General features: G+C 63.3%; 19 protein-coding genes and 2 pseudogenes. 5 read left to right on the top strand and 16 right to left on the bottom strand.

Going from position 1 to position 21,801, the window contains the following annotated elements; genetic code table 11:
• Positions 1-36 precede the first annotated feature (36 nt).
• Together I6F35_RS36305 and I6F35_RS36300 are read right to left on the bottom strand one after the other, a co-directional pair.
• A complete protein-coding gene (locus tag I6F35_RS36305; protein WP_225122429.1) occupies positions 37-819 on the bottom strand; it encodes an ABC transporter permease in 783 nt (260 codons plus the stop codon).
• Positions 819-1,643 (bottom strand): ABC transporter ATP-binding protein, encoded by an 825-nt coding sequence (locus I6F35_RS36300; RefSeq protein WP_225122428.1) that lies wholly within the window; start codon positions 1,641-1,643, stop codon positions 819-821. Before I6F35_RS36300 ends, I6F35_RS36305 begins: the two co-directional genes overlap by 1 nt.
• 125 nt (positions 1,644-1,768) lie before the next feature.
• On the opposite strand from I6F35_RS36300, the gene I6F35_RS36295 reads away from it, so the two are divergent.
• Together I6F35_RS36295 and I6F35_RS36290 are read left to right on the top strand one after the other, a co-directional pair.
• Positions 1,769-2,557 carry an ATP-binding cassette domain-containing protein gene (locus I6F35_RS36295; protein ID WP_225122427.1) on the top strand — a complete coding sequence of 263 codons (789 nt, stop codon included), beginning with the start codon at positions 1,769-1,771 and terminating at the stop codon, positions 2,555-2,557.
• Positions 2,554-4,113: an ABC transporter permease/substrate-binding protein gene (locus I6F35_RS36290; protein ID WP_225122426.1), complete on the top strand. Its 1,560-nt coding sequence runs from the start codon at positions 2,554-2,556 to the stop codon at positions 4,111-4,113. The genes I6F35_RS36295 and I6F35_RS36290 overlap by 4 nt, the downstream gene beginning before the upstream one ends.
• A 150-nt stretch (positions 4,114-4,263) precedes the next feature.
• Here the strand turns inward: I6F35_RS36290 and I6F35_RS36285 are convergent, their stop codons facing one another.
• The 4 genes and pseudogenes from I6F35_RS36285 to I6F35_RS36270 all read right to left on the bottom strand — a co-directional run.
• Positions 4,264-5,973, bottom strand: a complete 1,710-nt coding sequence (locus I6F35_RS36285; protein WP_225122425.1) for a sulfatase-like hydrolase/transferase — start codon at positions 5,971-5,973, stop codon at positions 4,264-4,266.
• A 177-nt stretch (positions 5,974-6,150) separates the two neighbouring features.
• Complete coding sequence (locus tag I6F35_RS36280) at positions 6,151-6,726, bottom strand: TetR/AcrR family transcriptional regulator (protein ID WP_225122424.1); 576 nt, start codon at positions 6,724-6,726, stop codon at positions 6,151-6,153.
• Positions 6,727-7,024: 298 nt separating this feature from the next.
• Positions 7,025-8,707 (bottom strand): arylsulfatase, encoded by a 1,683-nt coding sequence (locus I6F35_RS36275; protein WP_225122441.1) that lies wholly within the window; start codon positions 8,705-8,707, stop codon positions 7,025-7,027.
• 29 nt (positions 8,708-8,736) lie between these two features.
• Positions 8,737-8,883, bottom strand: a pseudogene (locus tag I6F35_RS36270) (SUMF1/EgtB/PvdO family nonheme iron enzyme); the annotation flags it as partial.
• A gap of 104 nt (positions 8,884-8,987) precedes the next feature.
• On the opposite strand from I6F35_RS36270, the pseudogene I6F35_RS36265 reads away from it, so the two are divergent.
• Positions 8,988-9,636 (top strand): annotated as a pseudogene (locus I6F35_RS36265) (transposase); the annotation flags it as partial.
• A gap of 391 nt (positions 9,637-10,027) precedes the next feature.
• On the opposite strand, the gene I6F35_RS36260 reads toward I6F35_RS36265, so the two are convergent.
• Entirely contained in the window at positions 10,028-10,801 is a 774-nt protein-coding gene (locus I6F35_RS36260; protein ID WP_225122423.1) for an MBL fold metallo-hydrolase, read from the bottom strand.
• Positions 10,802-10,913: 112 nt separating this feature from the next.
• On the opposite strand from I6F35_RS36260, the gene I6F35_RS36255 reads away from it, so the two are divergent.
• Positions 10,914-11,768 (top strand): LysR family transcriptional regulator, encoded by an 855-nt coding sequence (locus I6F35_RS36255; RefSeq protein WP_346283237.1) that lies wholly within the window; start codon positions 10,914-10,916, stop codon positions 11,766-11,768.
• A 54-nt stretch (positions 11,769-11,822) separates the two neighbouring features.
• On the opposite strand, the gene I6F35_RS36250 is transcribed toward I6F35_RS36255, so the two are convergent.
• Both I6F35_RS36250 and I6F35_RS36245 read right to left on the bottom strand, forming a co-directional pair.
• Entirely contained in the window at positions 11,823-12,563 is a 741-nt protein-coding gene (locus tag I6F35_RS36250) for an SDR family oxidoreductase (protein WP_225122421.1), read from the bottom strand.
• Positions 12,564-12,746: 183 nt separating this feature from the next.
• Positions 12,747-12,995 carry a hypothetical protein gene (locus I6F35_RS36245; RefSeq protein WP_225122420.1) on the bottom strand — a complete coding sequence of 83 codons (249 nt, stop codon included), beginning with the start codon at positions 12,993-12,995 and terminating at the stop codon, positions 12,747-12,749.
• Positions 12,996-13,235: 240 nt separating this feature from the next.
• Here I6F35_RS36245 and I6F35_RS36240 point away from each other — a divergent pair, with 240 nt between their 5' ends.
• Positions 13,236-14,351 (top strand): DUF2336 domain-containing protein, encoded by a 1,116-nt coding sequence (locus tag I6F35_RS36240; protein ID WP_225122419.1) that lies wholly within the window; start codon positions 13,236-13,238, stop codon positions 14,349-14,351.
• A gap of 206 nt (positions 14,352-14,557) precedes the next feature.
• Here the strand turns inward: I6F35_RS36240 and ilvC are convergent, their stop codons facing one another.
• The 7 genes from ilvC to I6F35_RS36205 form a co-directional block, all read right to left on the bottom strand.
• On the bottom strand, positions 14,558-15,577 hold the full coding sequence (gene ilvC, locus I6F35_RS36235; protein ID WP_027578129.1) for a ketol-acid reductoisomerase: 1,020 nt from the start codon (positions 15,575-15,577) through the stop codon (positions 14,558-14,560).
• Positions 15,578-15,725: 148 nt separating this feature from the next.
• Positions 15,726-16,331: a LysE family translocator gene (locus I6F35_RS36230; protein ID WP_225122418.1), complete on the bottom strand. Its 606-nt coding sequence runs from the start codon at positions 16,329-16,331 to the stop codon at positions 15,726-15,728.
• 8 nt (positions 16,332-16,339) lie between these two features.
• A complete protein-coding gene (locus I6F35_RS36225) occupies positions 16,340-17,215 on the bottom strand; it encodes an EamA family transporter (protein ID WP_225122417.1) in 876 nt (291 codons plus the stop codon).
• A 177-nt stretch (positions 17,216-17,392) separates the two neighbouring features.
• A complete protein-coding gene (locus I6F35_RS36220; protein ID WP_225122416.1) occupies positions 17,393-18,082 on the bottom strand; it encodes a class I SAM-dependent methyltransferase in 690 nt (229 codons plus the stop codon).
• 3 nt (positions 18,083-18,085) lie between these two features.
• Positions 18,086-18,628 (bottom strand): acetolactate synthase small subunit, encoded by a 543-nt coding sequence (gene ilvN / locus I6F35_RS36215; RefSeq protein ID WP_225122415.1) that lies wholly within the window; start codon positions 18,626-18,628, stop codon positions 18,086-18,088.
• A gap of 150 nt (positions 18,629-18,778) precedes the next feature.
• The gene (locus I6F35_RS36210) at positions 18,779-19,768 is read right to left on the bottom strand and encodes a threonine dehydratase (protein ID WP_225122414.1); all 990 of its coding nucleotides are present in this window, start codon (positions 19,766-19,768) and stop codon (positions 18,779-18,781) included.
• A 9-nt stretch (positions 19,769-19,777) separates the two neighbouring features.
• Positions 19,778-21,553, bottom strand: coding sequence for an acetolactate synthase 3 large subunit (locus tag I6F35_RS36205; RefSeq protein ID WP_225122413.1), 1,776 nt, complete (start codon positions 21,551-21,553; stop codon positions 19,778-19,780).
• Between the last annotated feature and the right edge of the window lie 248 nt (positions 21,554-21,801).

Here is a 21,801-nt window from a genome sequence, read left to right as displayed (position 1 = left end):
AAGCGCTTCGTGGTGGTCACGATTCGCTTTGCCACCCTATGACTCGCGCACCGTCGGCCGCCAGACCAGCAACCGCCGCTCGACTAGCGTTACGGCCATGTCGATCAGGATCACGAAGGCCGACAGCACGAACATGCCGGCGAACACGCCGGCGACGTCGAACACGCCCTCCGCCTGCTGGATCAGATAGCCGAGGCCGGCGGCCGCGCCGAGATATTCGCCGACGACGGCGCCGACCACCGCAAAACCCACGGACGTATGCAGCGAGGAGAACATCCACGACAGCGCCGACGGCCAGTAAACATGCCGCATCAATTGCCGCTCGTTCATGCCGAGCATGCGGCCATTGTCGAGCACCGTCGTGCTCACTTCCTTGACGCCCTGATAGACGTTGAAGAACACGATGAAGAAAACCAGCGTCACGCCGAGCGCGACCTTGGACCAGATGCCAAGTCCGAACCACAGCGCGAAGATCGGCGCCAGCACCACGCGCGGCAGAGCGTTCGTCATCTTCACGTAGGGATCGAATACGGCGGCGACGCGCGGCTGGCGCGCGAACCAGAAGCCGACCAGGATGCCGGCCACCGAGCCGATCACGAAGGCGAGGATCGATTCCCACAGCGTGATCGCAAGATGTTTCCAGATCACGCCGCTCGAGAACCATTTGACGATCTGGCTGAACACGTCGATGGGATTGGAGAAGAAGAATGGCGGCAGCAGGATGCGGCCGAACACCGGCACTGTGGTGAAGGCCTGCCACAGCGCCAGCACGATGACCGCGACCATGACCTGGCAGAACAGCAGCGTGACGCGGGACATCAAGCGGCTCCCCCACGTTGCGATGATTGCGCGTAACCCTTCATCACCTCTTCCTTCAGCACGCCCCAGATTTCGCGATGCAATTCGTGGAATTGCTTGTCCAGCCGCACCTCGAAGATGTCACGCGGACGCGGCAGCTCCACGCGCCAGTCGCCGATGATGCGCGAGCCGGGGCCGGCCGACATGATGACGACACGATCGGCGAGCGCGATCGCTTCCTCCAGGTCATGGGTGACGAACAGCACCGCCTTGCGGTCGGCACTCCACAGTTCGAGCAGCAGATTGCCCATCACCTGGCGGGTCTGGGCATCGAGCGGCCCGAACGGTTCGTCCATCAGGAGGATCTTTGGGTCGCGGATCAGGACCTGCGCCAGGCCGACGCGCTTGCGCTGGCCGCCCGAAAGCATGTGCGGATAGCGGTTCGCGAACGCACCTAAGCCGACCGAGGTCAGCCAGGCCTGCGCCTGTTCCAGCGCCTTGCCCCGCGGCGCGCCCTTGATCTCAAGACCGATTGCGACATTGTCGATCGCGGTCTTCCAGGGGAACAGCGCATCGGCCTGGAACAGGTAGCCGGCGTCGCGGTTCAATCCGGCGAGCGGCTGATCGAAGATCCTGACCGAGCCCGCGGCCGGCTTGAGCAGGCCGGCGGCCACATTGAGCAAAGTCGACTTGCCACAGCCGGTGGGGCCCACTATCGCGACGAACTCGCCGTGGGCGACCGCAAGGCGCGCTTTCTCGACTGCGGTGAAGATGCGGCTATCCGCCAGCCGAAACGCCACCGTCGCATCCTCGAGCGCCACCGCTGTTGGCTTGGCCTTGTCCACCACGTTCACTCCCTGTTCGGGAAGATGCCTTAGCCTCTCGTGCGGACAAGTTCAACGCAGCATCGCAACGTGCTAGTTGATCTGTGATCTCCCAAGATGGGGCGCAGCGCGAGGCTTGAACAGCATTGTCCCACGGACCGCTCATTGCCTACACCAATGTCGGCAAGACCTTCGCCAACGGTGACGTGGTCGCGGTCGACGACGTAACGCTCGAGGTCGCCGAGGGCGAGTTCCTCGCCATCGTCGGCGGCTCCGGCTCGGGCAAAACCACATTGCTGCGGCTCGCCAACCGGTTGATCGAGGCCGACAGCGGCCGCGTCACGGTCGAGGGCGAGGACGTGCGCAATGTCGATCCGATCCTGCTGCGGCGGCGCATCGGCTATGTGTTCCAGAGCGGCGGACTGTTTCCGCACCTCGCCGTCGGCGCCAATATCGGCATCACGCCAAAACTGCTCGGCTGGCCGGCGGCGGAGATCGCAGCGCGCGTCGACGAACTGCTCGAACTGGTGCAGCTCGACCGCGCGCAGTATCGCGAACGGCTGCCGAGTGAACTCTCCGGCGGGCAGCGGCAGCGCGTCGGCGTGGCGCGGGCACTCGCTGCACGGCCGCGCATCGTGCTGATGGACGAGCCGTTCGGTGCGCTCGATCCGCTCACCCGCGATGCGCTCGGCGATGATTTCCGCGAATTGCATCGCCGGCTCGGACTGACGACCGTCATGATCACCCACGACATGACGGAGGCGCTCTTGCTCGCCGACCGCGTCGCGGTGATGCATGGCGGCCGGCTGCTGGCGCAGGGCACGCCGGCGGAGCTTTCCGGGAGCAGCGATCCTTACGTCGAAAAGCTCCTGCACACGCCGCGGCGGCAGGCGGAACGGCTCGGCAAATTGCTGCCGCGGGACGGCGCCGCATGAGCCTGTTCTCCGATCCGCGCTGGACCGAGGCGCTCGCGCATCTGCCCGACTATCTCGGCAACCACGTGCGCGTCAGCCTCGCCGCGCTCGCGCTCGGGCTCATCGTCAGCCTGCCGCTGGCGATCCTCGCACGCAACCGGCCAGTGCTGCGCGGCGCGCTGCTCGGCTTTGCCTCGATCGTGCAGACCGTGCCGGGGCTGGCGCTGCTGGCGCTGTTCTATCCGCTGCTGCTCGTGCTGGCGGCGCTGACGCTGTCCTGGTTCGGCTTCGATTTTTCCGCGTTCGGATTCCTGCCGGCGGTGCTGGCGCTCGCGCTCTATTCGATGCTGCCGGTGCTGCGCAACACCATCACCGGACTGTCGGGCGTCGACCCGGCGCTGACGGAGGCGGCGCAGGGCGTCGGCATGACGGAGCGGCAATCGCTGTTCATGGTGGAGCTGCCGCTGGCGCTGCCGGTGATGATGGCGGGCATCCGCACCGCCGCGGTGTGGGTGATCGGCACCGCGACGCTGTCGACGCCGATCGGGCAGACCAGCCTCGGCAATTACATCTTTGCGGGGCTGCAGACCCAGAACTGGGTGTTCGTCGTGTTCGGCTGCCTCGCCGCTGCAGCACTGGCGCTCGCGGTCGACCAGCTGCTGGCGCTGATCGAGAACGGCCTGCGCCATCGCAGCCGGCTCCGCACCGCGCTCGGCGGCGCCGGCATCGCGGCACTGGTCGCAGCGACGCTGGTGCCGGCGATGGCGCGCTCGGCGTCGGGCTATGTCGTGGGCGCGAAAACCTTCGCCGAGCAATATGTGCTGGCGGCCTTGATCGCGCAGCGGCTGAACGCGGACGGCCTATACGCGACCACGCGCGCCGGTCTCGGCTCCAGCGTGATCTTCGACGCGCTGAAAGCCGGCGACATCGACGTCTATGTCGACTATTCCGGCACGCTGTGGGCCAACCAGTTCCACCACACCGACGTCCGCCCGCGCGAAGAGCTGCTCGCCGACTTGAACTCGATCCTGGCGAAACAGGACATCACTCTGCTCGGTGAACTCGGCTTTGCCAACGCCTATGCACTCATCATGCCGAAGCAGCGCGCCGAGCAGCTCGGCATCCGCACCATCGCCGATCTCGCCGCGCGCGCGCCGTCGATGTCGATCGCCGGCGACTACGAGTTCTTCTCGCGGCCGGAATGGGCCGGCATCAAGCAAGACTATGGATTGTCTTTCCGCACCCAGCGGCAGATGCAGCCGGATTTCATGTACGCCGCCGTCGCCTCCGGTGAGGTCGACGTGATCGCGGGCTATACCAGCGACGGGCTGATCGCGAAATATGATCTTGCGGTGCTCGACGATCCCAGGCACGCGATCCCGCCCTATGATGCGGTGATGCTGCTGGCGCCGAAGCGCAAGGATGACACCAGGCTGCGCGCGGCCTTGCAGCCGCTGCTCGGGCGCATCGACATCGCCGCGATGCGCGAGGCGAACCTGCGCGCCGCCGGCAATGATGCATCCTCATCGCCGGACGCGGTGGCGCGCTGGCTCTGGGAGAAGATCGGGAAGAAGTGATTCCCTCCGTCATTGCGAGGAGCGAAGCGACGAAGCAATCCATGCCTCCGCTTGTGGCGAGATGGATGCTTTCGCGGAGCCTGTCATCGGGCAGCGCTTTGCGCTGACCCGTTGGCTCGCAATGACGGAGACGTGGGCGGTGGCGAGTTGCTACAACCCCTTGATCATGCCGGCGTCGATCAGGAGGCGGTTGAAGCGGCGTGCTTCGGCGCCGTCCTTGCAGGCATAGAACAGGCCGTTGCAGCGGAGCATGATGTTCTTCTGCTCCTCGAACGACGGATCGAGCGGGATGCCGGCGGCTTCCTGGATCACCAGCGGCAGATAGGCCGCATCGATCGTCTCCATCACGGCCGGCGACTTCACCGGTTCGAAATTGATGGCGTCGATCGCGTAATAGGTGGCGAAATAGCGCGGATCGTACTTCTCGAGCTTCTTGCCGACGCCGGCCTCATCCAGGCTCGGGTCGAGAAGATGCGGCGCGAATTCAGGCTGGTGATCGCCATAGCGAACGATCAGGAACGGCTGCGCCGGAAACCTCTTCTTCAGTCCGGCAACGAAGCCGGCGTAGTCGCTCGCGCTCATCGCCTGCCGACGCAGATATTCGTCGATGACGGGCGCGTTGCCGAACGGCCGCCAGGACGGCGTCAGGTCCGGCCGCAACGGCGTCTGCCACGGGAAATGGTTGGCGGCGAGATAGACGAAGGTGAACAGCGGCGCACCGGGCGGCTGCTCCGCCATCAGCCGCAGCGCCTTGTCGTAGAAGAAGCGATCGGGCTCGACATCCCTGGCGCCGAGATCGCGCGCGTCGTAGAAGCGCTGGATGCCGGTCGTGGCCTGGAAGCTGCGCGCGCTCATGAAGGCGCCGAATGCCGGATAGAGCGAAAGCGTGTTGTAGCCGCAGCGGCGCAGCGCAAGCGGCAGCCCACGCTCGACGCGGCCGGAGGCGATACGGGTGACGAAATAGGCGAAGCGGCCGAACGAGCGCGACGAGAGCCCCGCGAGCACGTTGTATTCGGTGAACCAGCTCGGCCCGCCATTGCTCTCGGCCAGGAATTTTCGCTCGACGCCGTCATAGGACTTGAACTGCGCGCCGTAGCCCGGCGGCACCTTGACGCCTTCGGCTGCGCGGATATCGAAGCTCGATTCATCGTGGATCAGGATGATGTTCGGCCGGCGGCCAGCCGGATGACAGGAATCCACCAGCGGGATCTTGAGCTGCTCGCTCGCGACCGCATCCGACTCCATGAAGCCATAGCTGACGAAATCGGACACCGCCGTGACGCCCGAGCGGGCGAATTTCGAGAGATAGCCGTCGTCGTAATAGCCGCGCCAATCCTCGTCCGGCCAGATGACGGCGTATCCCGCCAGCGTGGCAAGGCACGCCAGCTTGCAGGCCAGCGCCGGCAGGCGGCGGACGCGGAACGGATCGAGCCACCACAGCGCATACATCAAGGGCAGCGTGACGAGGGCCGCGCCGACCAGCGACCAGCGCAGGTTCGGGAAGATCGTCAGCAGGAAGGACGCGGTGTCATGGTCGATCACCATCAGGTCGACGAAATTCGCGGTCATCTGCACGACTTCGTGCTTGAACCGCGACAGCAGCACGAGCGCCACGACCAGCGTCAGCGACAGCGCGCCCGAGAGCGCCGGCCGCCGCACCAGCGCAATGAAGAAGAAGTTCAGGGTGCCCCAGGACAAGAGGAAGCACAGACGCGAGCCGAAATCGGTCTCGGTCTGCACCATGATCCCGAGCGCCGCCATTTGCGGCGCGGCGACGGCAAGCAGGCGCCAGATGCCGATCGCAGCCAGGCCGCCGGCAATGGCGGCAATCGAAGAACCTTGATTTGGCGCGGGCGCCATGGGTGACGACGCAACATTCCCCGGCGCGGTAGTTTTGCCTTGGCTGGAGGTGACCAGGAGACGGACGACGCAGCCGGACCCCACGTCGCGTCACAAAACCGTAATGTAAGCGTCATGAATGCGCAATGAATTTGCGGCCGCGAGCGTGACGCACGGTAAATCCACGGGCTCGGCGGCTCAGCGCTTCGCGATCCCTTCGACGAAGAGGTCGATGATCGCTGCCGCGGTGCGCTCGGCATCGTCATCCGCGACACCCCAGCGCGGCAAATGACCATCGATGTTCATGCGGGCAAAGCCATAGACCAGCGCGCGGCCGGCGATCTGGATCTGCTTCAGGTCGGACGCACGGAGCTGCCCCTGCGCGAAAGCTTCCGCCAGCGTCCGTTCGGTCAGCGCAATCAGCTCGGCATTGTCGCGGGAGACTCCGGCCGACCTGTCATGGTCAAAAAAGCGGCGGCTGGAGATGATCTCGAAATGGGCCGGGTTCTTCATCGCCCAGTGTACATAGGCGAGCCCAAAGGCGCGAAACCGGGCCAACGGATCGCCAGCCTTCGTCGCATCCAGCGCCGCCTGAATCTCGGCCCGGAAACGGCGCTGCGCCTCTTCCGCCACCGCATTCATCAGCGCATCGCGGCTCGGAAAATGCCGGAACGGTGCGCCCGGCGAGACCCCGGCGCGGCGCGCCGCTTCGCGCACGCTGACGGCGTCCGGCCCGCCCTCGTCCACCAATTGCAGTGCGGCGTCGACCAGCACCCGCCGGAGATCGCCATGGTGATAGGGCCGCGTTGCAGCCGCCGGCGAATTGCGGCGGCGTGGTTTCGCCGCGGATGATTTCGTAGCTCGACGCATGCCCTCCTCCTAGCATCACCGGCTGGTGAATGTAAGCACCGATTACACCGGATTGACCACGCCGTCGGAAGCAATGTAATCAATGATTACACTTACGCAGCGAGAGGGAGGCGGAACATGCCGCTGGGCCAGGAGGAGAAACATTTTTCTTGGTGCAGTGTGGGGCGGCCCAGAGGCCGCCCGACCATGACGATCATGAATCTTATTTTGCCATCGCTGTCCTGGCGGCCTCGATTTTCGCTTTCACGGCATCGAGGTTGAAGCTTGCGCCCTTCTGCATCGGCGGAAACTCGATTGCGGTCATGGCCAGCTTTTCCACCTGCTGCTGGACAAACACAAAGCGCCAGAATTCGTATTTGAACCAGTCGAAATATTGTTGAGCGCCTTCTTTGCTTCCGCTCTCGGGCCAGCCCGTGCGCTCGAACGGATCGAGGCGAAGGTTAGTCAGATAGGGCACGTCGACCTTCGTTTTCTCGCCGAGCCAGCCTTTAGGCTGGTCGATGAAGCGATACTTGTAGTCGTCGATGCGGACGGCACCGAGTTCACTCTCTCCGAAGTAAAATATCTCGTGCCGGTTCGACGGCCCCTTGCCGGTGATCATGTCCATCTGGTTGTAGCCGTCCAGATAGCACTTGTAGGTCCTGTCACCGATCGTCTTGCCCTTCTTCAGCTCCTCCGCAATGTTCGGGTTGCCGGCCGCCGCCAGGAAGGTCGGAAACCAATCCAGACCGGAGATGATGCCGTTCTCGACCTTGCCGGCCGGCACCTTGCCTGGCCAACGGATCATGCAGGGCACGCGGAAGCCGCCTTCCATGACCGTGCCCTTGCTCTGCGCAAACGGTGTCTGGCCGCCATCAGGCCAGGTGAAGACTTCTGTTCCGTTGTCGGTGGTGAAGACGACAATCGTGTTGTCGTCGACGCCCATATCCTTGAGCTTCTGCATCACGATGCCGACGTCATCGTCGAGCTGCGCCATGCCGGCTTCATGTATCGACCAGCCGTTCTTGGAGTTGCGCATCGCCTGGTACTTTGGCGAAAGATGCGTGACGATGTGCATCCGGGTTGGATTGAGCCACAGGAAGAACGGCTTGTTGTCGGCCTTGGCCTTCTCGATGAACTTCAGGGCCAGATCGCGAATTTCGTCGTCTACCGTTTCCATCCTCTTGGGATAGAGCGTCCCGGCATCCTCGATCCTCTGCTTGCCGACCTTGCCCCAACGTGGATCCAGGGTCGGGTCGTCAACGTCGGTGGCGTATGTGTGCAGCATGTTGCGCGGGCCGACGGTGTTCAAAAGGTCTTGCGGGTAATTCGGATGCGCAGGGTCTTCCATTGCGTCGAGGTGATAGAGGTAGCCGAAGAATTCGTCGAAGCCATGTACGGTCGGCAGAAATTCGTTCTTGTCGCCAAGGTGGTTCTTGCCAAACTGGCCGGTGGCGTAGCCCATCCCTTTCAATGCGGTGGCAATCGTAACCGCCTGCGCGGGTATGCCGATCGCTGCGCCAGCTTGGCCAACTGTGGTCATGCCGGTTCGGATGGGCAACTCACCGGTGATGAAGTTGGCGCGACCTGCGGTGCAGCTTGCCTCCGCATAATAGTCGGTAAACAACATGCCTTCGGCCGCGAGCTTGTCGAGATTGGGCGTTCGGCCGGCCATCAGGCCGCGGTGATATGCCCCGATATTCCACATGCCGATGTCGTCACCCATGATAACAACGATATTGGGCCGCTGCCCGGCCGACGTGCTTACCGGGGCCGCAGTTGGTTGCTGCGCTTGCGCGAGGCTTGTCGCACCGACGGCAGAGAGTGCTGAAGCCGCGATGAGAGAACTACCGCTCAACAGGAGATCGCGGCGTTTCAATCCTACGCCGGTTGGTCCCGCGTTCATCGCGGGCTTTGCCGGAATCGTATCGCTACTCATGACATGATCCTTTTCCTGGCGGTGCACCTGAAGCCGATATGGCTTGCGGAGGTGTTGATCGGCTCGGCACTATGCGCGGCCGGGCGATAGCGGCGGCAATAGTCGTGCGCGCAACGATGCCTGCCCCCTTTAAGCACCTAGCGCATATTTCGGTATCGGCTCTTTAGCCTCAGGCGAACAAAGCCGAGCGGTTCCTGTCAGGGTTGATCTAGATCAAAGGATATCGAGCTGGGTCTTGGCCGAGAGCGGCTTCTTCCTCCCCGTGCGCGTGCTCTCCCGCCTGTTCCGCTGGCTCTTCCTCACGGCGCTCTCGGCCGCTCACGCGGCCGGCCGCCTCAGCTTCTTCGGCGGTTACGCCCATCTCGCCCAGGCGCAATCCTTCGCGGCTTATCTCGCACCGCTGCGCAAGGCCGAATGGGTGGTCTACGCCAAGCGGCCGTTCGGCGGGCCAGAGGCAGTGCTGGCCTATCTGTCGCGTTACACCCATCGTGTCGCCATCGCCAACAGCCGCCTGATCGCCTGCGACCAGCAGGGCGTTACCTTCACATGGAAGGACTACCGCGTCGCGGGCCGCGATCGCTACAAGCAGATGACGCGCGAGACCTTCGAGTTCATCCGCCGCTTCCTCATCCACGTGCTGCCCAAGGGCTTGCATCCCATCCGCCACTACGGCCTGTTCGCCAAAGGCGCTTGCGCCGGCAACATCGCACGCGCCCGTGAGCTGCTTGCCGTTGCAACCTGAAGGTCAGCCCACCGCGGCCGCCGTCGATCCCAGCAAGCCGGCTTGTCCATGCTGCGGCGGTCGCATGACCATCATCGAAGTATTCGAGCGCGGTGCAATGCCACGGCATCGGCCGACAGCTCCAACGAACCACATCAGGATCGACACCTCATGACCGTGCCGCAATCCCGCAAATCCGCTCGCCGCGCTCGCTGGCCCTCGACCGGCCACGGCAGAGCACGCCCAGATATCCACCAGCCGTCGCAAATCGTCGGACAACTTGTGGAGTTCAAGGCCATCCGCCGCGCATTCGTCAGCGACTTCACCGTCGCGCAACTCGTCGGGCCGACTCGATCCCAATCAACGAGCTCGCCCGCGGCGCTCAAATCCCCATAGCGCCTGCCGCACCGCCTTACGTTTCCTCACACGCGGTTTCCTCCCTTGGAGGCTTTCGGACGCCGGCCGCCGAATACGCCGCGCCGTCTCTCATGCGGCCTGCATCCGAAACCCTTCACAGTAGCAGACGTCGGGGCAGTGAAACCTTGCGGCATGGTCTCGAACCATCACTACCAAGAGATGATCAATGGTTTCCCCTTCTCAAATCGGGTCAAACGTCTCGATAAGTTTAATGAAGCGAACACGTCGACGAGTTGATCCTGGCTTTCGCGTAAATGCGCCCAACCCTCGTTGTGTACAGAGACTAATGCCGCATCAGGAAAAGCGTGCGCAGCCTCCAGCGCATCCTCGCTCCCCATCGTCATGTGAAATCGCCCGCGAGGTTCGGCTGCACCGGTATGCAGAATGACGATCCTAGGCGAAAACCTACGCGCGACCTCAGCCGTACCATTGAACCAGAGAGTGTCGCCTGTGATGTAGACTAGGTCGCCAGGCTTCTCCATTCCAATTGCAAATCCCACGACATCACCAACATCGATACCGATGGGGCCATGGCGCGCTGGCGTGGCGGTCACCAGCAACTTTTGCCGATCTTCTCCTTCGAGAAATCGACTCTCGAAAGGATCGAGGCCGATGGCGTTCCCACCAAGACGTTGAGCTCCAGAAACAGTCGTATAAACCGTGCCGACCTTCGGTAACAATGACCGACCCGAGTTATCGAGGTTGTCAAAATGATGATCGTGGCTCAACAGGACTGCATCCAGTTTGCCAAGATCGTCAATTGAGATGCTCGGTCCTTCAGTCTTGACGTGCTTCACGGGACTGTGCGGGCCTTGATATTGCCCCGGGGGATCGAACGTAGGATCAGTCAATAGACGATAGCCGCCGTACTCGATGAGTACCGTTGGTCCACCGATCAAGGTGAGGGTGATTGTACCGGACATGTTGCTCTCTCAATGTTGACGCGATCAGAGATAATCCGCTGGTCATCTGAGTAAAATTTACTATCCTCTCTCAATGGCTGTTAAAAATCGCACAACGCTCGATTGGGAGGACGTGCGTGTTTTTCTCGCGCTCGCTCGCCACGGTAGCTTGTCAGCTGCCGCGCGCGCCCTTTCGATCAATCATGCGACGGTCGCTCGGCGCGTACAGTCGTTTGAACGCTCTTTGGGCGAACGGCTTGTCGAGCGGCGTCTCGACGGCTACGTGCTCACCCCAGCAGGCGCACGCTTGCTTGGGCCAGCCAATGATATGGAGACGGCGGCGGCAAACTTGAGCCGCCAGGGAAAAGAGCACCAGCCTGCTGGGCTTGTTCGAGTCAATGCACCACCGAGTCTCTCGCAGCATTTTCTCGCTTCTCGCCTTGCTGAGCTATGTAGAAACTATCCAGGGATCGACATCGACCTTGCTACCGACTTTCGGACGGTTAGTTTGGAGCGACATGAAGCGGACATTGCTTTGCGTTTTGGACGCCCACAAGATGGTGACGTCCTTGCGAAGCGGCTGCGACCGATTGCATTCGGCTTCTACGCTACTGCAGAATACCGGCGTCGGATTGAAGCCGGCGCCGATCCGGCTTTTGTCGGGTTTGATGAGTCTAATGCCCATTTGCCCGAAGCGCTCTGGCTATCCAAGCATTTTGGCCGCAAGCGCTTATCGTTTCGGACAAATGGTCAGTCCACCCAGGCGGCCGCAGCCAAGGCGGGAGCAGGCATTGCGCTTCTTCCGCACTTCATTGGCCAACTGGACGACGAACTCGTCATTTGCGATCTGGAGCCTGAACCGCCAGCCCGCGAGCTTTGGTTGGTCATGAGACGCCCAAGCCGACAAAGCCTGCACATCAAGACCGTCACGGATCACATTGCTTTCGTCTTCGCCAACGAGTCATCGTTTTTTGAAAAGAAACGATAACCCGTGCTCACTATATTTCGTCATCCTCAGTTTGTGTTTTGAGGCTGCGATTAGTTAGATTGCTTGAGCTGTTGGACGAACCACAATTTCGTTTACATCGACATTGGCAGGTTGCTCCATGGCAAACGCAATCGCACGAGCCACGGCTTCAGCCGGGATCGCATTTCTGTAGATCTCAAGCATGCGGGCGCTGTCGGAGCCGGTTGTCTTGTATTGGATGCCGGTATCAACGGCGCCTGGCGTAATCAGAGTCGACCGTATGGGCGTACTTGCAACCTCTGCCCGTAGCCCCTCCGATAGCGCGCGGAGAGCAAACTTGGAGGCTGAATGTACAGCGCCGCCCGGCGAGAAAACTTTGAGGCCGTGAACCGAACTTAGATTGATGATATGCCCCCGCTGCTGTTTCAGGAATACAGGTAAAACGGCCGCTATAGCCCACAAAGCTCCTTTCAGATTCAAGTCAATGGTGGTCTCCCATTCGGCCGTGTTGACCTCAATAAGTGGGCGGATGAACATTATTCCAGCACAATTGATCAGTGCGTCCAGCGAACCAAGATCGTGAACAACGTGTTCAACAAGCGCCTTGACCTGATCTTTCTCCGTCACATCGACCAGATAGGCGCGGCCTTCGCCACCAGAGCTCCGTATTGCGCCTGCGACCGCCTCAGCTTTCGCTTCATTGATATCGGCAATCGCGATCGTTGCTCCTCTTGCTGCGAGATCCTCCGCCGTTGCTGATCCGATGCCGCCGGCACCTCCAAGGATAAGAACAACCTTTCCTCTGATGTCGCTCACTTGCCATTCCCTCTCAATCACCTGAAGAAAGTAGCCGGCGGTGCGACGTTGTTGAATGAGCGTTTTTCCACAGTCGGCGCGAAAAAATGCGGGGCCAAAGATGACCCAGGAGGTCCGCAACGAGTGCGACCGATTCAGCAGGGGTGGTCTGCCGGCTGATGTCCGCTCTGCCTCAAAAGCGCTCTAAGCCTCGCCCCCGACGAGATGGAATCTGCGGCCGAGCTGGTGATGCACGGTGATGACGGCGCGGTCGACGTCGCTGATCAGGCTGTCGCCGAGGACGACGTTCGGAATTTCCCAGTTGCGGCCTGCGCCGGCGTCAGGCCGGGCGGAGACAGCGGTAACTTGCGCCGTCTCGCATCCGGGCTGGCTGCGCAGCGCCTCGTTCGCGAGATGAGTGAGTTCCGTGCTGCTCTTTCCGATTGTCGCCATTGCTGCTCCTGACAGGCCGAACGTCCGGTGTGCAACAGGCCTGCGGCACGTTTTGGGCAGCTCAGGTGCATCAATACCGCGCCGCGCGCGTGGTCAGGCGATGTTGAGTTGAATGGGTTACGTCCTGCTAACCTTCCCGGCGAGCTCCGCCGGGGACCGGGTTCCCGCTTAACGCAGGCGTAAGACCGCGCTTGCCATTTTGCCGGCCAACCAGAGAAACCTGCAACAAGAACAATGCCAATGATGGTGCAAACGCCGGCCCACTCGATCATCGCCGAACTCGAGGAAGCCGTGAGAGGCGGCTCGTCGGCGAAGCGGATCAAGACGCTTCGCCGGGTGACCGACCTGTTCCTGAACGACGGCGACCGTTTGAACGACGAACAGGTCCAGGTGTTCGACGACGTCCTGTGCCTCCTGATCACGCGCGTCGAGAGCCGGGCCAAGGCCGAGCTCAGCAAGCGCCTCGCGCCGATCGACTATGCGCCGCTTGAGTTGATCCAGCGCCTCGCCAAGGACGACAAGATCGAGGTCGCGGGCGAAGTGCTGGCGCATTCGAGCCGCGTCTCCACGGAAACCCTGGTCGAGGTTGCCAGCACCAAGGGCCAGGACCACCTGCTTGCGATCTCCGGCCGCGCCGATATTCCCGAAGAGGTCACCGACGTGATCGTCGACCGCGGCGAGGTGCGCGTGATCCGCCGGCTCGCCAACAACGCCGGGGCGCGCTTCTCGGAGGCCGGCTATTCCGGCATCGTCGCGCGCGCGGAAGGCGACGATGAACTGGTCGAGATCCTCGGATTGCGCATCGATCTTCCGGTCAAATTCCTGCGCGACCTCCTGCACCGCGCCACGGACGCCGTGCGCGCCCGCCTGCTGGCGATCGCGCCGCCGGCGCTGCAGGAAGACATTCGCGAGGTGCTCGACGAGATCGCGCGCGAGGAGCCCGCGGTGCGCCGCAGCTTCGGCATTGCCGAACAGCTCGTCAGGCTGATGAAGGAGTTGAACGAGCTTGATGATGCGGCCGTGTTCAAGTTCGCCGAAGCCAACAAGTTCGACGAGGTGACGGTTGCGATTGGCCTCCTCACCGATGTTGCGCCCGAAATGATCGCGCGGGTGATGGAAGGGCACCGTTCCGACCTGATCCTGATCCCCTGCCGCGCCGCTCGGTTGAACTGGCCGACGGTGGAGACGATCCTGCGCAACCGGCCGGCGGCGCAGCCGATCGCCGCGGAAACCATGGAGCAGGCACAGCGCGATTTCCGCCGCCTGTCGATCGAAACCGCCCAGCGCACCGTGCGCTTCTGGCAGCTCCACAACCGGATCGAGAAGCCGGCGGAGGCGCGTACGAGCGCGAGCTAACTCGCGTCATCCGTCATTGCGAGCGGAACCCCGCATTCCAACCTATTCCCTCACCCTGAGGAGCGCGCAGCGCGTCTCGAAGGCGGGGCCACCGGCGCGGGCCTCATGGTTCGAGACGGCGCGAAGGCGCGCCTCCTCACCATGAGGGGCGACATCGCCGACGAGAGTGGGCACGCTTGCGCTATGCCCACCCCACCGACCGCGGCTTAGTTCTTCGTCTTGTCGACCAGGGCGCCCTTCTTGATCCAGGGCATCATGTCGCGCAGCTTGGCGCCGACTTCCTCGATCGGGTGCTGGGCGAGCTTGGCGCGCGTGGCCTTGAACGAGGTCTGGTTGACCTTGTTCTCCAGCATCCAGTCGCGGGCGAACTTGCCGCCCTGGATGTCGGCGAGAACGCGCTTCATCTCGGCCTTGGTCTCCGCGGTCACGATGCGCGGCCCGGTGACATATTCGCCGTACTCCGCGGTGTTGGAGATCGAGTAGTTCATGTTGGCGATGCCGCCTTCATAGATCAGGTCGACGATCAGCTTCACTTCGTGCAGGCACTCGAAATAGGCCATCTCCGGCGCATAGCCGGCTTCGACCAGCGTCTCGTAGCCGCCCTTGATCAGTTCGACCAGGCCGCCGCAGAGCACCACCTGCTCGCCGAACAGGTCGGTCTCGCATTCTTCCTTGAACGTCGTCTCGATGATGCCGGCGCGGCCGCCGCCGATCGCCGAGGCGTAGCTCAGGCCGAGATCGTGCGCATTGCCGGAAACGTCCTTGGCGATCGCGATCAGACAGGGTACGCCGCCGCCGCGCTGATATTCGGAGCGCACGGTGTGGCCGGGGCCCTTGGGGGCGATCATCAGGACGTCGAGATCGGGACGCGGGTCGAGCAGGTTGAAGTGCACGTTGAGGCCGTGCGCGAACACCAGCGCGGCGCCCTTCTTCATGTTGTCGTGCAGGTGCTCGCGGTAGATGTCGCCCTGCAATTCGTCGGGGGTGAGCATCATCACGAGGTCAGCCCATTTCGCGGCGTCGGCAACGCTCAGCACCTTGAAGCCGGCGGCCTCCGCCTTCTTGGCCGAGGCTGAACCGGGACGCAGCGCGATCGACACTTCCTTGACGCCGGAATCCTTCAGGTTGAGCGCGTGGGCGTGGCCCTGGCTGCCATAGCCGACGATGGCGACCTTCTTGCCCTTGATCAGGTTCAGGTCGGCATCGCGATCGTAGTAAACTCGCATCGTGGTTTCCTCTTCAGGGGGTGGCCGGATTGGCCGATGGGTCAGGCTTACAGGTGGATCAAGACCGCCGGCGCCCGGAAATTTCCGGCGTTGTGTAGAGCTTTTCCCCGTCAGGGGAAACCCCGTTCTCGCATGGCGCGGTGCGGCATCATGCGTCCATGAACACCGGATAGAGCGAGGCGAGCAACAGGATCGCCATCACGATATTGAAAGCACGCACCGCCAGGCGCGAGGTCAGAACCGGCCGCAGCGCGGTGCCGAACAGCGCCCAGGCAATGCAGGACAAGGTACCGAGGATCAGGCTCAAAGTGACCTGGATTGCGATATTCCAGGGGAAGGCCGCGATCGCCGCATAGGCGGTGATGGTGCCGATCACCATCACCCAGCCCTTGGCGTTGACCCATTGGAACATGGCCGCGCCCCAGAACGTCATCGGGCGGCCGCGGCTGTCGCCGCCTTCCGGCGTGGACGGCTCGGCAAGCGCGATCGCGGCGGCGAGATAGATCAGGTAGACGACGCCGATATATTTGAGGATGGTCTGCAGCACGGGATAGGCGATGAAGACGGTGCCAAGGCCGAGGCCGACGGCGCCGACCATGAACGCGAATCCAACCGTGATCCCCGCGATATGCGGCACCGTGCGGCGGAAGCCGTAGGTCAGCCCGGAGGACAGCAGCATGATGTTGTTCGGCCCCGGCGTGAAGAACATCACCACGGCGAACATGACGAAAGCAACCAGAAGCGACTGCGACATGGCCCCACTCATGCGATCTTCGCCAGCGATCGTGGACGTCTTGAAAGCAGCATGATGGCGATGCCGCCGATCACCGCGGCCATGCCCGCAAGCCGCAGCGGCCCGAACCTCTCGCCAAACACGATGCTGGAGGCGGCAGAGCCGACGAACGGCACCAGCAGCGCGAACGGGACCACCTGCGCCGCCGGATAGTCGCGCAGCAGCCGGCCCCACAGCCAGTAGGCGATGCTGGTCGAGACCGCGCCGATGAACAGCATACAGGCGATGCCGGTTGCCGACATCTGCGACAGCGCCTGCCATATCGGCTTGGGGCCGATCGTGACCAGCGACAGCGCGAACAGGGGAACGGCGGCACAGAGGCACAGCCATGCGAACAGATCGAACATGCGCGCGCCCTGCGCCGGCCGCAGCAACAGGTTGCCGATCGCGAAACAGATCGGCGAGATCATCAGGATCGCGAATGCGCTGGCACTGAAATCATGACCGACGGTGCCCGCGATCATCAACAGGCCGATCGCGGCAATGCCGATGCCGACCATCTGCATCCGTGTCGGCCATTCACCGAACACGACAGCGGCGAACGCGATCGTGAACAGCGCCTGGCTCTGCACGATCACGCTGGTGAGCCCGACCGGCATGCCATGCGCGATCGCGATCGACTGCGCCAGGAACTGGCCGAGGAACAGGTTCAGGCTGATCGCGATCAGAAGCGGCCAGGACACTTTCGGCTTGCGCAGGAACAGGCACGGCAGCGCCGCGATGCCGAAGCGCAGCGCCGTCATCAACTCCGGCGGCAATTCGTCAAGCGCGATCCGGCTCGCGACGAAGGCTAGCCCCCAGATCACCGCGACCATGACGGCGATGCAGACGTCGGCCGGTTTCATTGGCGAACTCGCTCACCTCTCCCGCTTGCAGGAGAGGTCGGCGCTTGGCGCCGGGTGAGGGCTCTCTCCCCATGGAAAGTCCCATCGCGGAGACACCCTCACCCCAGCCCTCTCCCGCAAGCGGCAGAGGGGGCGCGGCTTCACCGTCGATGCAGCTCGATGCGATCTCATCGCGGCCTAACTCGTCTTCTCTGGCTTGCGCAGGAGGTAGGTGCCGTGCAGCGGGGCGTGGTAGTCGGCGGAGACCAGCGTGAAGCCGACTTCGGTCAGCATGCGTTCCATGACCCAGCCGAAGGTCGAATATTCGTCGCGCATATGCGTCACCACGCCCTCGCGCTCGAAATCGTGGTTCTTGATGGAAAAATCGGCCCAGCCCTCGACGTCGCGCTCGAGGCCGTCGGGCATGCTGACGAACACGATGTCGCGGAGATAGAACTCAGAGCCCGGCTTCAGCGCATTGAAGATCCGCGACAGCGCCACCGCTTTCCAGAAGTCCGGCAGATGATGCAGCGTGAATTCGCTGACGATCAGGTCATAGGAATCCGGCTGATAGGCGAAGCTGAGAAGGCCGGCCGGCTGGGTGCGGATGCGCGCCTTGCGGTCGCGCGCATAGATGTTGGCGAGCGTCAGCATCGCCGGCGAGATGTCGATCGCATCGACATCGGCCCCCATCAGCGCCGCTTCGCAGGCCAGCACACCGTTGCCGCAGCCGATATCGGCGACGCGCCAGCCCGGCTTGACGCCGAGCATCTTGAGCGTCTGGCGGGCACGGAGATCGTTGTCGTCATGACGGCCATAGATCGAGGCGACCGCGGTGTCGATGCCGACCCGCCGCCTTTGCGTGTAATACCAGTCGCGCGCCAACATGGTTCACATCCCTTCCGGCCCGCGCCCGATCGCGGCAACGCCCGTGCGTGACACCTCGACCAGGCCGAGCGGACGCATCAGGTCGATGAACTGATTGATCTTGGCGGTATTGCCGGTGATCTCGAACACAAAGCTCTCGGTAGTGGCATCGATGACCCGAGCCCGGAAGGCATCCGCCAGCCGCAGCGCCTCGACGCGATGGTCGCCGGTGCCGCGCACCTTCACCATTGCGAGCTCGCGCTCGATCGAGCGGCCGGTCAGCGTCATGTCGACGACGCGGTAGACCGGGATCATGCGGTCGAGCTGATGCTTGATCTGCTCGATCACCATCGGCGTGCCCGTGGTGACGATGGTGATGCGCGAGAGATGTTTCTGGCTTTCGGTCTCGGAGACAGTGAGACTTTCGATGTTATAGCCGCGGCCGGAGAACAGCCCGATCACGCGCGCGAGCACGCCCGGCTCGTTCTGCACGAGCACCGAGAGCGTGTGCGACTCGCTCGGATCGTGGCGCTCTTCGAGGAAATAGGCGGATGCGGGCTGGTTCATCTTAAGTCCCCATGGTCATTGCTCGTCATCCCCGCGAAAGCGGGCATCCAGTATCACTGCCGCCTGAGAACAGCACGGGAGCCGCAGTGTACTGGATCGTCCGGTCCAGCCGGACGATGACGGTGGAGTTCTCGGTTCGCGTTTGCCTCATCACGGCATCACCGTTTCATCGGCGTGAGGCGCGGCGTTCGTCCCGACCCACTGGCTGAACAGGTCGAAATCGATATTGCCGCCGCTCAGGACTAGGCCGACGCGCTTGCCTCGCAGCCTGTCCCGCTCCTGCAGCGCGGCGGCGAGCGCGGCGGCGCCGGCGCCTTCGGCGAGGTTGTGCGTATCGGTCCAGTAGTGGCCGATGGCGGCGCCGACCTCGTCGTCGGTCACCTGCACGATGCGGGACGCGCCCTTGCGGATCATGGCGAGCGCGGCGGCATCGGGGATGCGGGTCGCCATGCCGTCGGCGCGGGTGTTGGCGGTCTCGGTGGTGACGAGAGCGCCGGCCGCGAACGACAGCGCATAGGACGGCGCCTCCGTCGACTGCACGCCGACAATCTCGGTCTTCAGGCCGAGGAGATCGCGAACACGGATGCAGCCGCAGATGCCCGAGCCCTGCCCGATCGGCACGTAGAGAACATCGAGATCGGGAGCCGTCTTGAACAGTTCGAGCGCGTAGGTCGCAACGCCCAGCACCAGGTCGGGATGGAACGACGGCACCATGTGCAGGCCCGCGCTCTCGGCGCGCCGCACCGCCTCCTCGCGCGCGGCCTGAAAATCCTGGCCGTGCTCGACCAGCTCGGCGCCGAAGGCGCGCATGGCGCGGTTCTTCTCGACCGAATTGCCATGCGGCACGTAGATCGTCGCCGGCAAGCCATGACGGCGCGCGGCGAAGGCGAGGCTCTGGCCGTGATTGCCGCGCGTCGCCGAGATGATCCCGGGCGTATCGGGCTGCCCGCGCCTTAAGTGATCGAGATAGACGAGCCCGCCGCGCACCTTGAAGGCGCCGGTCGGCGTGTGGTTCTCATGCTTGACCAGAACGCTCGTGCCCAGCCGCTCGCCAAGCAGCGGCCAGGCATGCACGGGCGTCGGCGGCACCGCAGTGCCGACGATCGCCTGTGCGCGCTCGAGCTGTCCCAGGTCGAACATCAGTCCATCTCACACCAGCGCCTTGCCGCCGGCGAAGGCGGTCGCGGTCGCGTCGTCGGTCGCCTCCTCCGGCAGCAGCATTTCGTTGTGCGCCTTGCCGGAGGGGATCATCGGGAAGCAGTTTTCGAGCGCCGCGACGCGGCAGTCGAACAGCACCGGGCGCTTGATCGCGATCATCTCCTTGATCGCGCCGTCGAGATCGGCCGGCTTCAGCACCTGCAGGCCAACGCAGCCATAGGCCTCGGCGAGCTTGACGAAATCCGGCAGCGCCTCGGTATAGGAATGCGACAGGCGGTTTCCGTGCAGGAGCTGCTGCCACTGCCGCACCATGCCCATGTACTGGTTGTTGAGGATGAAGATCTTGATCGGCAGTTCGTACTGAACCGCGGTCGACATCTCCTGGATCGTCATCTGCACCGAGGCGTCCCCGGCGATGTCGATGACGAGGCTGTCGGGATGGGCCACCTGGACGCCGACCGCGGCCGGCAGCCCATAGCCCATGGTGCCGAGACCGCCGGAGGTCATCCAGCGGTGCGGCTCCTCGAAGCCGTAGAACTGCGCGGCCCACATCTGGTGCTGGCCGACTTCGGTGGTGATGTAGGTGTCCTTGCCGCGCGTCAGGTCGAACAGGCGCTGGATCGCGTATTGCGGCAGGATGATGTCGTTGTTCTTGCGGTAGGACAGCGAGTTGCGCGCGCGCCATTGTGCGATCTGCTGCCACCACGCCTTGATGTCCGGGCGCTTTGCTTCGGCCTTGAACACCTGCAAGAGGTCGCCGAGCACGTTGGCGCAATCGCCGATGATCGGCACGTCGACGCGGATGTTCTTGTTGATCGAGGACGGGTCGATGTCGATGTGGATCTTCTTCGAGCCCGGCGAGAACGCGTCGGTGCGGCCCGTGATGCGGTCGTCGAAGCGCGCGCCGACGCACAGCATGACGTCGCAATCATGCATGGTCATGTTGGCTTCGTAGGTGCCGTGCATGCCGAGCATGCCGAGCCAGTTCTTGCCGGAGGCCGGATAGGCGCCGAGGCCCATCAAGGTCGAGGTGATCGGGAAGCCGGTGAACTCGACAAGATCCCGCAGCAGCTTCGAAGCCTCGGGGCCGGAATTGATGACGCCGCCGCCGCTGTAGATCACGGGACGCTTGGCGGAGGCGAGCAGCGCCACGGCTTTCCGGATCTGGCTCGCATCGCCCTTCACGCGCGGCGCGTAGGAGATGTGCACATCCGACTTGCGCGGCGGATGATAGGTACCGACCGCGAACTGCACGTCCTTCGGCACGTCGACCACGACCGGGCCCGGACGGCCGGAGGTCGCGACATAGAACGCCTCATGCAGGACTTTCGCGAGGTCGTTGACGTTGCGCACCAGCCAGTTGTGCTTGGTGCAGGGGCGCGTGATGCCCACGGTGTCGCATTCCTGGAACGCGTCGTTGCCGATCAGATGCGTCGGCACCTGGCCGGTGATGCAGACCAAGGGAATCGAATCCATCAGCGCGTCGGTGAGCGCCGTCACCATGTTGGTGGCGCCGGGACCGGAGGTCACCAGCACCACGCCGGGCTTGCCGGTCGAGCGCGCATAGCCCTCGGCCGCATGGCCGGCGCCCTGCTCGTGGCGCACCAGGATGTGCTCGACCTCGCTCTGCTGGAAAATCTCGTCATAGATCGGTAGCACGGCGCCACCGGGATAGCCGAAAAGGTGCTGCACGCCGTGATCGATCAGCGCGCGGACGATCATCGCGGCTCCCGTCATCTGGTTCGGATCGTGGCTCTTGTCTTTCATGGCTGGCTCCGGATGCGCTGTTTGGCGCGGCGTTAAGTCTTTGATTTGGGAAATAAAAAAGGGCCCGAGAGGCCCCATGCACACCGCCTGTCTGTCAGATGGCCGCTAGCCATCCCCGGCGGTGTGCCTGGGTACGACGACGATGAGTTTGGTAATAATGTTACGCATAGAGCGGCTCAGGCTTCCCAAAGGTTGCGCGACCATACCGGCCAATGCCCGAATGTCAAGGCAGGGACGCGTTCAGCGCG

It is taken from the genome of Bradyrhizobium sp. BRP22 (assembly GCF_020194175.1).
Classification (GTDB): domain Bacteria; phylum Pseudomonadota; class Alphaproteobacteria; order Rhizobiales; family Xanthobacteraceae; genus Bradyrhizobium.
Note: the sequence above shows the minus strand (reverse complement) of the source record. Positions and strands in the feature narration are given on the sequence as shown.